Raw genomic sequence first — 13,493 nt, 5'->3', positions numbered from 1 at the left:
CGCATGGACCGCCGGGTCAGCCCGCCTCTGTCTGCGTCCCCTTCGTCCCCTGCGCCGCAGCATCCGGCGCGCGCAGCAATGCGACCGCGACAAGGGCGGTGTAGGCAAACCCTAGGGCCATGAAAATTGGCTGCCAATCCAGCAGGCGCAGCCGTGTGATCCAGGCCGGCACACCGGGGTCGGGCGATCGAAATCCGCTTGGCCCAAACCCCATCACCCCCATCCATGCAAAAATCCCGAGGATCTGGATCACCAGCCCGAACAGCAGAATGATCACAGCACATCCCAGGCATAGCCCCCATCCGGGCTTTGGCGTCTCTGATCCACCAAGTGCCGCCGAAATGCGCGGCTGAAACCGCGCCAAAATAACCAAGGCAAGCATCACCAAAAGGTTTAAAACCACCGTATCCGCTGCGGGGTCTGACATCGGCACAAGCGCAAAATAGACAGCGCCAGCTAAAACCAACCCGCCATACGGCTCAGAGCGCTCATTCGCAGCGGTCCCTCAGCCGCGTCCAGCGCCCGCCACCAGATCGCATAGGCTACCGGTCCGAACACCACCAACGACAGGCCAAGCATGGCGCGCATGCCCCCCGTCCCCCCGATTAACCACAATGCGTGCTGGAGAAGGACAGGATCGCCCAGAGCGTCCGGCGCGAAAAACGAATTCGGCGAAAAGGACGCGCTCTGCCAAATATTAAGGAGCAAGGCCACCAGAAGGGGCAATCCAACCAATATGAAGGCTGCAAGGAGCGCTTTGAGAGGCTGCCGAAATGGCGCCAACATCGCCCGTCCAAACGCCCGCACCATGGCCCGTTAACCTATTCCGCCGCGTGCTTGCGCGCCTTCAGCATCGGCGCAAGGTATTGACCGGTATGGCTTTCCGCGACCTCCGCCACCTCTTCCGGCGTGCCTTCCGCGACGATCATGCCCCCGCCATCACCGCCCTCGGGACCGATGTCGATGATATGATCGGCGGTCTTCACCACGTCGAGGTTGTGTTCGATCACCACCACCGTGTTGCCCTGATCCACCAGCTCGTGGAGCACCTCCAGCAGCTTGCGCACATCCTCGAAATGCAGCCCCGTCGTCGGCTCGTCGAGGATATAAAGCGTCCGCCCCGTGGACCGCTTGGCCAGCTCCTTCGACAGCTTCACCCGCTGCGCCTCGCCGCCGGACAGGGTGGTCGCCTGCTGGCCCACCTTGATGTAGCCAAGGCCGACCCGCACCAGTGCATCCATCTTCTCGCGAATGCTTGGCACCGCCTTGAAAAAGCCCTGCGCATCTTCAACCGTCATATCAAGAACGTCGGCTATGCTCTTGCCTTTGAACTGAATTTCCAAAGTCTCGCGGTTGTAGCGCGCGCCTTTGCAGGTCTCGCAGGTCACGTAGACATCGGGCAGGAAATGCATCTCGATCTTGATGACGCCGTCGCCTTGGCACGCCTCGCAGCGCCCGCCTTTGACGTTGAACGAAAACCGCCCCGGCTTGTAGCCCCGCGCCTTCGCCTCCGGCAGGCCCGCGAACCAATCGCGGATTGGCGTGAACGCGCCCGTATACGTCGCGGGGTTCGAGCGCGGCGTGCGCCCGATGGGCCGCTGGTCGATGTCGATCACCTTGTCGAGATGCTCCAACCCCTTGATCGTCTCGCACGGCGCCGGCGTTTGCCGCGCCCCGTTGAGCTTCATGGACGCCGTCTTGAACAGCGTCTCAATGGTTAACGTCGACTTGCCCCCGCCCGATACACCCGTCACGCAAACGAACTTGCCCAACGGAAAATCGGCGGTGATCCCTTGCAGGTTGTTGCCGGTCGCCCTGACCACACTGACCTTCTTCTTGTTGCCCTTGCGCCGCGTGCCCGGAACCGAAATCTCACGCCGCCCGGCGAGGTAATCGCCCGTGACCGAGCCCTTCGTGGCAATCAACTCCTCCACCGTGCCCTGCGCCACGATCTCGCCGCCATGCACGCCCGCGCCGGGGCCGATATCGAACACGTAATCGGCCTCGCGGATCGCCTCTTCGTCGTGTTCCACCACGATCACCGTGTTGCCCTGATCGCGCAGGTTCTTAAGCGTCGTCAGCAGCCGGTCATTGTCGCGCTGATGCAGGCCGATCGACGGCTCATCAAGCACATACAACACCCCCGTCAGGCCCGACCCGATCTGGCTCGCCAATCGGATCCTCTGACTTTCTCCGCCCGACAATGTGCCCGCATTGCGCGACAGCGTGAGATATTGAAGCCCCACGTTATTCAGGAACCCGAGCCGCTCCCGGATCTCCTTCAAAATCGCCCGCGCAATCTCGTTGCGTTGCGCCGTCAACGCGTCGGGCACCGTCTCGCACCACGCCAGCGCCTCGGCAATCGACATCTGCACAACCTGCCCCACGTGCTGCAAATCATCCGCCTTGCCGATCTTCACCGCCAACGCCTCTTGCCGCAGGCGATAGCCCCCGCACGTGCCGCAGGGGCGATTGTTCTGGAACCGCTCGAATTCTTCGCGGATCCACGCGCTGTCCGTTTCGCGATAGCGGCGCTCCATGTTCGGGATCACGCCCTCAAACGTGCGCTCAACCTGATACACGCGCCCGCCCTCGTCATAGCGGAACTTGATCTCTTCCTCGCCCGAGCCGCGCAAGAACACCTGCTGGATCTTCTCCGGCAGCTTCTTCCACGGCATTTTCGCATCAAACCCGTAGTGCTTCGCAATCGCCTCGATCGTCTGCACGAAATACGGGCTCTTGCCCTTCCGCCACGGCGCAATCGCGCCATCTTCCAACGACAACGTCACATCCGGCACCATCAGGCCGGGGTCGAAATACAACTCCTGCCCAAGGCCGTCGCATTTCGGACAGGCCCCGAACGGCGCGTTGAACGAAAACAGGCGCGGCTCGATCTCGGGAATGGTAAATCCGCTCTCCGGGCAGGCGAAATTCTCCGAAAACGTGAACCGCTCCGGGTCAGGTGCGGCTTCGCCATCGCCGGCGTCTTTCGGCGCCGTCTCCAAGATCGCGATCCCGTCGGCCAGATCCAATGCGGTGCGGAAACTGTCGGCCAACCGCGTCTCCGCCCCCTCGCGCACCACGATCCGGTCCACCACCACGTCGATGTCATGCCGGAATTTCTTGTCCAATGTCGGGGGGGTATCCAGGTCGTGAAACTCGCCATCGACCTTCACACGCTGAAACCCCTGCTTGCGCAGCTCAAGGAATTCCTTGCGATATTCGCCCTTCCGGTCCCGCACAATCGGCGCCAGTAGATAGGCGCGCGTGCCCTCCTCCATCGCCATCACGCGATCCACCATATCCTGCACCTGCTGCGCCTCGATCGGCTTGCCGGTCGCGGGGCTGTAGGGGGTGCCAACGCGCGCATACAACAGACGCAGATAATCGTAGATCTCCGTCACGGTGCCCACGGTCGAGCGCGGGTTTTTCGATGTCGTCTTTTGCTCGATGGAAATCGCGGGGCTCAGTCCCGCAATATGATCGACGTCAGGTTTTTCCATCATATCAAGAAATTGGCGAGCATACGCGCTCAGGCTTTCAACATAGCGCCGCTGCCCTTCGGCATAGATCGTGTCAAACGCGAGGCTGGATTTGCCCGATCCCGACAGCCCCGTGACCACCACAAGCTGATCGCGCGGAATATCCAGATCGATATTCTTGAGGTTGTGCTCACGCGCCCCGCGCACCTCGATCTGCTTCATCTCTGGCATGGCAACCCCCGTTAACCGATCCGCAACACATAGGTTGATGGGCGCGAGTCTCCAAGGAGAATTGCGGAACGTTTAAAGAACTTCACGCGATTGCATTGAACCAAAACCCACCCGTGCCGCGTTGTCCCTGTGCCAACCACGAAAGGGGCCCCGCGATGCCGCAGTTTCTCGCACAGAATGCCGACATGATCGGCCTTGCCATGGATATCCTGATGGTCGTTATCTGGCTGACCTACCTGCAGCTGTTTTTCTTTACCATCCGCACCCAACGGCGCCCCTCGCTTCATATCGACAGGGGCGCGGCCAAGGATGAGAATGCGCGCCTGACGGTCACGAACATGGGGCGCGAGCCGATCTACCTTCTGGCGATCGTTGTCGATCTGGGCAAGGATGACGGGACCTCTCGCGCGATCGTGACGGACCGCAGCGAAATCGCCCATGACGATGCCAGCGCACCGATGGATCGGACCAATCAGGGCCCGCTGGGACAGGGCAAGACGCGTGATATCGGAAGCCTGAACGATATCATGAACCGCGCGCAGCGGCGGCTGAACGTGTCCGTTGGCCTCAACTCCGTGCGGCGCATGTGGGTGTCTGCGGTTGCGATCTCCCATGAAGGGGAACGGATCGTGGCTGCATCCAAGGCATTCTCGGTCGACCATACTGACAATGGCGCGCTCCAGGTCACGCCCGACAGCGTCCTGACGGACCAGATCCGCTCTCCCCTGCGTCGGCGCGAATTGCTGACATGGCTCGAGGATCGCGACGAAGTCTGAGGGCAGACGGGCAAATGTGTTGCGCGTGCCGCCGACCTTGCCCGCTCACGCGCGGGCCGCGCACTTCTGGTCACGCGCGGGCCGCGCACTTCTGGTCACGCGCGTGCCGCGCGATACGCCAAGCCGGTTACCAACGCCGCGACCAAACACACCCCGACTGCCGCCGGGAGATACGCCCCGGCCGCAAGCGCGGCAAAAATCGGCGTGCCGCTGAACGTACCCACATTGCCCAATTGCGCCAGCGCCCCGTTTGACAGGGCCCGATCCTCGTCCGCCTTGTGCAGCCACGGCACCGCGGCAAATCCGGCGCCCGCCACCACGCCGCTGACCACCATCGCCGCGATCAGGATATAGGGCGCAAACGCCCCCGCCAGGGCCGTCCACCCGAACAGCGCCGCCAACAGCAAAAACATCGTCCACACCAAGGTGCCCGGCGCGATCCACCGCGCCAGAACGCCCACCGAAAGCGAGCCCGCGATGCTCACAATCGGCAGCACCGCCGCCAGCCATGGCGCGCCCAGTGCCGCTGGCACAAAGGTGATCAGCGCCAGGAACAGGCCCGCGTAGATCCCGTGCCCCAGCCCCGGTGCGAACAGGCGCGGCGTCGAATAGATCAACAGATGATCCGACAATCGCGGCAACGCCCGCCGCGCCGTAACAACGCCCTTCGGCAACATCCGCGCCAACAGGCCAACCATGACCACCATCAACGCCGCATGCACCCCGTAGATGCGGCTCGGGCCCGCGTCCCCGATCAAAAGCGCCGTCACCGAGAAGCCCACGCCAAAGAACGTGGCCCAGATCCCCATTACCAACGCGCGGTCCCGCGCGACGGCCAGCCCCGCCATCAGGGTCGGCACCGCCACCACAAGGATCAGGTGCCCCGCGCCCTCGAAAATGCGCAAACCCATAAGCACGGGAAACGGTGGCAAAAACGCGCCCAATCCGCCCGCCAGGCCCGAGATCGCCAGCGCCCAGAGGATCGCGCGGCGCGGCCCGAAACTTGCCGTGATACCGCCTGCCATCACCCCGAAGACGATCCCCATCACCGCCACGCCAGACACCGCAAAGGCCACCGGCCAGCCGGGGTAGACCTGCGCCAATCCCTCCAACGTCAGCGATACTTTCGAAAATTGCGCCCCCGCCAGAAGGCCGGTCACATACAGCGCCGCGATCAACGGCCAGGGGGTGCGCTGCGCGCGGGCATCGGGCATGGGCGCAGGCATGCGCCGTTTCCCCCGCGCCGTCAATGACGTCCGAAATCGCGCCAAACTGCCGGAAAACCTGTCTATGCGACGCGCATCGAACACGTTAGCCTAAAGGTGAACGGACGCTCTCTGCCGGTCCGGAAAATTCTGTTTGATCGACATGGAGTCTGATGATGCGCGCCTGTCTCCTCGCCCTTCTCACCCTCATTGTGCTGCCGCTCTCGGCCCTTGCTCAGGCCAATGATCGCCCCAACACAATCCTGGTTCTGGATGGGTCGGGCTCGATGTGGGGGCAGATCGACGGGGTGAACAAGATCGTCATCGCGCGCAATGTGATCGCCGACATGCTGGCCGAGATGTCCGATGATGTCTCGCTCGGCCTGACGGTTTATGGTCACCGCGAACGCGGCAGCTGCGCCGATATCGAGACCATCGTGCCCCCCGCCCCCGGCACGCAGGACCGCATCCTCGACGCGGTTAACGCCATAAACCCCCGGGGCCGCACGCCGATGACGGACAGCGTGGTCGCCGCCGCGCAATCGCTGCGCCACACCGAAGAGGCCGCCACCGTCATCCTCGTCTCCGACGGCATCGAGAACTGCAACCCCGACCCCTGCGCCATCGCCGCCGAGTTGGAGGCCAGCGGCGTCGCCTTCACCGCCCATGTCATCGGTTTCGACGTCGCCTCCGAACCCGAGGCCCGCGCGCAGATGCAATGCATCGCCGACAACACCGGCGGGCAGTTCCTCACCGCCGACAACGCCGCCGAGCTGTCGTCCGCGCTGGAACAGGTCGTCGCCGCACAGCCCACGATGATGCGCCTCGAAGCCCGGGTCGAGCCCGACGGCGCGCTTGCCACCCGCCCGATCTCTTGGCGGATCATCGGCGAAGGCAATACGATCCTTGCCGACAACCTGCCGGGCGCCAGCCTCGATTACACCTTCGATGCAGGCCTTTACACCATCCAGGCCACCCGCGAAGAACCCTCGGGCCCGGTCACCTACCAGATCAACACCATCGTCACCCAAGACCAATCCGACCTCATCATCGTCACCATGCCCGCCATCGTGGAGACCAGTCCCGTCACCTTCACCGCCCGGGTCGAGCCCGACCAAAGCGTCCCGGCCTCGCCCCTCAACTGGACCCTCAGCGACGCAACCGGCACCGTTCTGCTTGGCCCGGTCCAGGCCCCCGGCGGCAATGTCGCCCTGCTGCCCGGCGACTACACCCTGTCCGTCGAACGCGTCAGCCAGGGCACCACCCATGACGCCCGCTTCACCGTCGAGCCCAACACGCCCGCCGAGGTCATCATCCCCCTGCCCGCGCTCTCCATCGACGTGACGTTCATCGCGCGGATCGGCGATGTCGGCGGCCTGCCCGTCACGGACCCCGTGATCTGGGAGGTCACCCCCCTCGACCCCGCCCCCGAACTCGGCATGACCAACCCCACCACCACCCAGCTCAGCCGCGGCGCCTACCGTGTCACCGGCTACTGGACCGCGCAGGAGGTCGAGGCCACCGCCGATTTCGTCATCGTCGACCAGCCCCGCGAGATCATCGTCGTCTTTGACGAGCCCGCCGTCACCGCCACCCTGACCGCGCCTGACACCGCTTCAGTTGCGGCAGACGTCGAGGTCGGCTGGCAAGGGCCGGGCGACCCGCGCGACTACCTCACGATCCGCCATCCCGAAACAGACGTCTTGCTCAGCGTCGCCTCCGTCGGCACGGAACCCACCGTCGGTCTCCGGATGCCTGCCGAGCCCGGCACATACACCATCAACTACAGCCAGGATGGCGGCAACGCGGAGCCTATCGGCACCGCCACCATCGAAATCACCGACGTCGCCGTCACCCTTGCGGCCCCCGATCAGGTCGCCATCGGATCGCCATTCGCCGTCGAATGGGCCGGCACCGGCTACGATCAGGACCGGATTGCCATCGTGCCCATCGGCGACCGCGCCACCCGCTCCAATGGCCGCGCCATCAGCTTCGGCAACCCGCTTGACCTCACCGCCCCGACCGAGGCCGGCGATTACGAGCTTCACTATATCCTGCGCGAAGATGAGCGTGTCATGGCCACCCGCCCGCTTGAGGTGACCGCCGTGCAGGCCACCCTGACCGCGCCTACCGAGGCGTCCGGCGGATCCACGATCGAAATCGGCTGGACTGGCCCCGATGCGGATCTCGACTACATCGCCGTTGGCCGCGCCGATGCCGATGGCAGCGACCGCTGGGAACACTTCACACGCACATCCGAGGGCTCCCCCCTGGAGCTTCTGATGCCCGTCGAGCCCGGCCAATACCTGATCCGCTATTTCCTCTACCAAGACCGCGTGCCGCTGGCCGAAGTGCCGATCACCATCACGCTGCCGGAGGCCTCGATCACAGCCCCCGCCACCGCCGTGGCCGGAACCACGCTCGATGTCGGCTGGACCGGCCCGGACAATGACCTTGACTATATTGGCATTGGCCGCGTGGGCGCGGACGGCAACGCGCAATGGGAAAACTTCGCCCGCACCAATCGCGGCAACCCTGTTGAACTTCTGATGCCCGTAGAGCCCGGCGACTACGTCATCCAATACTTCGTCTACGAGGGCCGCGCGCCCATCGCCGCCTCCGCCATCACGCTCACCGATGTCGAGGCCTCCATAACTGCCCCCGCTATGGCGCAGGCCGGGTCCACCATTGAAATCGTCTGGACCGGCCCCGACAACGATCTCGACTTCATCGGAATTGGCCGTGCGGATGCCGATGGCAACGCGCGATGGGAAAACTTCGTTCGCACCAATCGCGGCAACCCGCTGGATTTGCTGATCCCGACAGAGCCGGGCTCCTATCTGATCCAGTATTTCCTGTATCAGGATCGCACCCCCATCGCGACGGTTCCGATTACCGTGGCCGCCACAAGTGCCACCTTAACGGCCCCCACCACCGCCGATGCAGGCTCCACCATCGAGATCGGTTGGACCGGCCCCGACAATCCGCGCGACTTTATCGCCATCGGGCGGGTCGGCGCGGACGGCAGCCAGCAATGGGAGAATTTCACCCGCACCAGTGATGGTTCACCGCTTGATCTCTTGGTCCCGACCGAACCCGGCGACTATCTGATCCAGTATTTCCTCGATCAGGACCGCGTCAGCCTCGCCGCAGTGCCGCTTACCGTAACGGCGGTCGAGGCCACGCTGACCGTGCCGCAGACCGCCGTTGCAGGCTCCACCATCGAGGTCGGCTGGACCGGGCCGGCAGAGGACCGCGATTTCATTGGCATCGGTATCGACGGCGCGACAGGCGGCGGGCAGTGGGAAAACTTCACCCGCGTTGCCGATGGCAACCCGGTGGACCTGCTGGTGCCGACCACACCGGGGACCTACGCGATCCAGTATTTCCTCGATCAGGACCGGGTCAGCCTCGTCTCCGAAACGATCACCGTCACCCCGGCAGAAGCCACCCTGACCGCTCCCCAAACTGCTGTCGGTGGTTCCACTATCGAGATCGGTTGGACCGGGCCGGATTATGATCGCGATTTCATCGGGATCGGGCTGGCTGGCTCGGATGGCGGTGCGCAGTGGGAAAACTACACGCGCACGTCCGATGGCTCACCAATGCGGCTTCTGGTTCCTGTGGCCCCCGGCACCTATGAGATCCAGTATTTCATGGATCAGGACCGGCTCAGCATCGCATCGGTTTCGCTGACGGTCACGGCGGCCGAGGCCACGCTGACCGCGCCCACATCGGCCGCCCCCGGCTCCGAGATCGAAGTCGGCTGGACTGGCCCAAACTACAGCGGTGATTTCATCGCTATCGGCCCCGCTGGGGCCAGCGGCGGTGATCGTTGGCAAAGTTACACCCGCACGTCAGAGGGCAGCCCGCTGACCCTCACCGTGCCGGATGCGCCAGGCTCCTATATGATCCAGTATTTCGTCGATCAGGACCGTCTATCCATCGCCTCGGTTCCGATCACGGTCCAGTAAGGGCCTGAGCCAAACAAAAAACGGGCGTCGCATCGCTGCGGCGCCCGTTTTCATTCTTATACTATAATGCGTTTTTCACTATATATCAACGACATGACCCCCGGTTGCAACCTTGCAACCGCACCGATCCGCCTAGATATGGATCACCCGGTCATAGGCATCCAGCACGCTCTCGTGCATCATCTCAGACAGCGTCGGATGCGGGAAAACCGTCTCCATCAGGTCCTCTTCCGTGGTCTCCAGCTTCTGGCCGACAACATAGCCCTGGATCAGTTCCGTGACCTCCGCCCCGATCATATGAGCGCCCAGAAGCTCGCCGGTTTTTTCGTCGAAGATCGTCTTGATCATCCCCTCCGGCTCGCCCAGGGCAATCGCCTTGCCGTTGCCGATGAACGGGAAGCGCCCGACCTTGATCTTGTGCCCACGCTCCTTGGCCTTCGCCTCCGTCAGCCCCACCGAGGCCACCTGCGGATGGCAATAGGTGCAGCCCGCGATGCTTTCGGGTTTGATCGGATGCACGTTGTTCTTTCCGGCGATCAATTCGGCCACCATCACACCCTCGTGGCTCGCCTTATGCGCCAGCCAAGGCGCGCCCGCGATGTCGCCGATGGCAAAAAGCCCGTCCACACCGGTGCGGCAGAATTCATCGGTGACAACATGGGTCCGGTCCACCTTCACACCCAAACCTTCGAGGTTCAGCCCCTCGACATTGCCCACGATCCCGACGGCGGAAATCACAGTGTCGAAGTCGTGCTTTTCAACCTTGCCGCCAATCTCGATATGCGCCGTGACCGCGTCAGCGCCGCGATCGAGCTTCTTGACCATCGCCTTCTGCAGGATCTTCATCCCCTGCTTCTCGAACGATTTCTTCGCGAAGGCCGAGATTTCCTCATCCTCCACCGGCAACACCCGGTCCATGACCTCAACCACCGTCGTGTCGGCCCCCAGCGTATTGTAGAAGCTTGCAAACTCGATCCCGATCGCGCCCGACCCGATCACCAAAAGCTTTTTCGGCATATGCGGCGGTGTCAGCGCGGCCTTGTAGGTCCAGACCCGCTTGCCATCGGCCTCCAGCCCCGGCAATTCGCGCGCCCGCGCGCCGGTGGCCAGAATGATGTTCTTCGCCGTCAACTCTTCGGAGCCCTTATCGGTCTTGACCGACACCTTGCCCTTTGCAGGAATCGTCGCCTCGCCCATGATGGTCGTGACTTTGTTCTTCTTCATCAGATGCGCCACACCGCCCGAAAGCTGCTTGGCCACCTTGCGCGAGCGATCCACGACCGCATCCAGATCATAGCCGATCCCATCCGCTTTCAATCCGAATTCCTTCGCCCGGTGCATCAGGTGGAACACCTCCGACGAGCGCAGCATCGCCTTCGTGGGGATGCAGCCCCAGTTGAGGCAAATGCCCCCCATATGCTCGCGCTCCACAATCGCCGTCTTCAGGCCAAGCTGGCTGGCGCGGATCGCAGCCACGTAGCCGCCCGGCCCTGCGCCGATCACGATGACGTCGAAATTCTGTGCTGCCATGGGGTCGTTCCTTCCGGCGTTGTCTCATTGAAGCGTTTGTTCAACGTTAAACTAACCGCGGAAGGCGCACAATTGACGCTAGGTCGCAGTCCGGGTTGCGCTCGTTGCATATCACCGCGCGCGGTATCTCATCCATGCGAGAAACAGCGCCGTGACCCCGAGGCCCGCCGTGAAATAACCCACGGGCACCATCCAGAGCGGCAGGATGGCATCAAGCACGGCCGGTTGCGCAAGCCAAGCCAGCACAATGCCGGTCGCCGCGACAAACAAGGCCGCCCAGAACGGCCAGGTCTGTGGGAAAGGTGTGGTCGGAGTTTCAGGCGCAGGATAGGTGTAGGGGGTGCGGGACGGATGTGATGTGGTCGAGTTGGCCATAAGAGGTGATCCTTTCCTTTGATTTTGGAGTGATCTTCATGGTCAACCGACGAAACCGCGTTCAGGTTCCCTCCAACGCGCGCAGGATATGCCCGTAGCCGCCATCATCGACAAACGCCTGTTCCTTGGCGGTCATCTCGCGGCCAAGCGCGGCGTTACGATAGGGAAACCGCCCAAAGCGGCGGATGATCTCGCGATGGGCCCTTGCATGCAGGTCGTTGTTTCCTTCGTCCATGCGGGTCTCGAACAGGTCGACACTGACTTCCTGATGCGCGATGTCTTCGGAATGCATGAACGGCATGTACGCGAATTGGCGCAGCGGCCCGTCGATCTTTCGGTCCCAGCCGTTGGCGATCATCTGGCCCGACACGTCGCGCGCCGCCGCATCGGTGGCAAAGGCGCGCGGGTCGTTGCGGAACATGTTGCGCGGGAATTGATCCAGCAGGATCACAAGCCCCAGCGCGCCCGGCGCATCAACTGCCCATTCCCGCAGACCGGTGTCATGGGCCGCCTGCCACGTCTCGCCGAAGCGGTCGCGGATGGCCTGATCGAAGGCATCGTCCTGCTTGTACCAGGCCGCGGGCCCGGCCTTCTCCCAGAAGGCCACGACCTCGGAGGCCTGTGTCATGCCTGCACCTCGTGCTCGGTGTCGTCACCGGCCATTTCCTCGGCGGCTTCGATGTAGAGCTCCTGCGCGGCCTCAAGCGCCACGGCGGTCGCAGCACCTGGCATCACGTTGGTGTAGGGCACGCTATCGTAGTCGTCTTCTTCAACATAGGCCGACTGGCGCTGCGTCATCCGGTAGAGACCATAAACACTTACACCCGCAAGCACGGCAGCGAGGAACAGCCAGAACCCCCCGGGGCCCACCTGTCCCATCAGGAGGCCCATCATCGGTGGCCCCGCAATGGCGCCGATGCCGTTGACAAAGATGAAGCCCCCTGATGCGGCGGGCATATCCTCGACCTCCAGGTAGTCATTGGCATAGGCAAGCAGAAGCGCATAGAGCGGCTGCGCCAACCCGCCGGAAAGCGCCGCGATCAAAAGCAGGGCAAAATAGGAATTTGCGAAGAAGAACCCCGCAAGGGCCACAAGCGCCCCCGACGCAGCCGCCCCGATGATCAGGACGCGACGGTCCATTCGGTCAGAGAACCAGCCCACAGGATATTGCAGGACGATCGCGCCCAAGAAAAATGACGAGATGAAGCCGGACAATTGCCCCAGGCCCAGACCCAATTCAGTCGCATAGACCGGTGCCATGGCGAATTGACCGGCAAAGACACCGCCCATGAAAAGCATGCCGATAAATGAAAACGGCGACGCATCATAGAGTTGCCTGAGCGACATCGGCCGCGTCGCCTCGATCGCCGGGGTCGGCACGGCGGACAGAAGGATCGGCGCGAAGCTCAGTGAGACAAGGATCGAGGGGATGATGAACAGGACCCAGCCGGTCGGATCGCCCGCCGCCAGAATGCCTTGCCCCGCGACGAGGCCCATCATCTGCATCAACATATACGCGCTGAGCGATTGGCCCCGCGTCTCGTTGGTGGCCGAATTGTTGAGCCACGATTCCGCAGTTACGTAGACGCCCGACAAACAGAACCCAAGCGCCACGCGGAAGATCATCCACGCCCACGGCTCGGTCAAAAGCGGGTAAGAGATCACGATGGCCGAAATGAACGACGCCAGCGCCGCAAAGACGCGCACATGCCCGACCGACGCGATGAATTTCGGCGCCATGCGGCTGCCGCCCAGAAAGCCCAGGAAATAGGCCGACCCGATCAGCGAAAGCTCGAACGTGGAAAAGCCCTCGATGGCGCCGCGGACGCCCATCATGGAGCCTTGCACGCCGTTGCCGACCTGCAAAAGGAACATCCCCAAAAGCAGCGCCCAGGTGGTGCGAATAACAGCAATCATGGG

Annotated in this window: 10 protein-coding genes; 2 read left to right on the top strand and 8 right to left on the bottom strand. The window is 63.1% G+C overall.

The features are described 5' to 3' along the window. Window positions 1-16: 16 nt before the first annotated feature. From V8J83_RS02680 to uvrA, 3 genes are all read right to left on the bottom strand, one after another. A complete protein-coding gene (locus V8J83_RS02680; protein WP_339983235.1) occupies window positions 17-427 on the bottom strand; it encodes a hypothetical protein in 411 nt (136 codons plus the stop codon). Window positions 428-456: 29 nt separating this feature from the next. Continuing rightward, entirely contained in the window at window positions 457-588 is a 132-nt protein-coding gene (locus V8J83_RS02675; RefSeq protein ID WP_339983233.1) for a hypothetical protein, read from the bottom strand. Between the two features lie 233 nt (window positions 589-821). Next, on the bottom strand, window positions 822-3,713 hold the full coding sequence (gene uvrA, locus V8J83_RS02670; protein ID WP_339983231.1) for an excinuclease ABC subunit UvrA: 2,892 nt from the start codon (window positions 3,711-3,713) through the stop codon (window positions 822-824). A 155-nt stretch (window positions 3,714-3,868) separates the two neighbouring features. Here uvrA and V8J83_RS02665 point away from each other — a divergent pair, with 155 nt between their 5' ends. After that, entirely contained in the window at window positions 3,869-4,489 is a 621-nt protein-coding gene (locus V8J83_RS02665) for a hypothetical protein (protein ID WP_339983229.1), read from the top strand. 95 nt (window positions 4,490-4,584) lie between these two features. Here V8J83_RS02665 and V8J83_RS02660 read toward each other — a convergent pair whose 3' ends face one another. Then, window positions 4,585-5,703 carry an MFS transporter gene (locus V8J83_RS02660; protein ID WP_339983227.1) on the bottom strand — a complete coding sequence of 373 codons (1,119 nt, stop codon included), beginning with the start codon at window positions 5,701-5,703 and terminating at the stop codon, window positions 4,585-4,587. A gap of 167 nt (window positions 5,704-5,870) precedes the next feature. Here V8J83_RS02660 and V8J83_RS02655 point away from each other — a divergent pair, with 167 nt between their 5' ends. Beyond that, on the top strand, window positions 5,871-9,668 hold the full coding sequence (locus V8J83_RS02655; protein ID WP_339983225.1) for a VWA domain-containing protein: 3,798 nt from the start codon (window positions 5,871-5,873) through the stop codon (window positions 9,666-9,668). Between the two features lie 132 nt (window positions 9,669-9,800). Here the strand turns inward: V8J83_RS02655 and lpdA are convergent, their stop codons facing one another. The 4 genes from lpdA to V8J83_RS02635 form a co-directional block, all read right to left on the bottom strand. Next, the gene (gene lpdA / locus V8J83_RS02650; protein ID WP_339983223.1) at window positions 9,801-11,198 is read right to left on the bottom strand and encodes a dihydrolipoyl dehydrogenase; all 1,398 of its coding nucleotides are present in this window, start codon (window positions 11,196-11,198) and stop codon (window positions 9,801-9,803) included. Window positions 11,199-11,309: 111 nt separating this feature from the next. Then, complete coding sequence (locus tag V8J83_RS02645; protein ID WP_339983221.1) at window positions 11,310-11,573, bottom strand: hypothetical protein; 264 nt, start codon at window positions 11,571-11,573, stop codon at window positions 11,310-11,312. 61 nt (window positions 11,574-11,634) lie between these two features. After that, entirely contained in the window at window positions 11,635-12,201 is a 567-nt protein-coding gene (locus tag V8J83_RS02640; protein ID WP_339983219.1) for a DUF924 family protein, read from the bottom strand. After that, on the bottom strand, window positions 12,198-13,490 hold the full coding sequence (locus V8J83_RS02635; RefSeq protein WP_339983218.1) for an MFS transporter: 1,293 nt from the start codon (window positions 13,488-13,490) through the stop codon (window positions 12,198-12,200). Before V8J83_RS02635 ends, V8J83_RS02640 begins: the two co-directional genes overlap by 4 nt. Between the last annotated feature and the right edge of the window lie 3 nt (window positions 13,491-13,493).

The organism is Gymnodinialimonas ulvae, assembly GCF_037543845.1.
Classification (GTDB): domain Bacteria; phylum Pseudomonadota; class Alphaproteobacteria; order Rhodobacterales; family Rhodobacteraceae; genus Gymnodinialimonas; species Gymnodinialimonas ulvae.
Note: the sequence above shows the minus strand (reverse complement) of the source record. Positions and strands in the feature narration are given on the sequence as shown.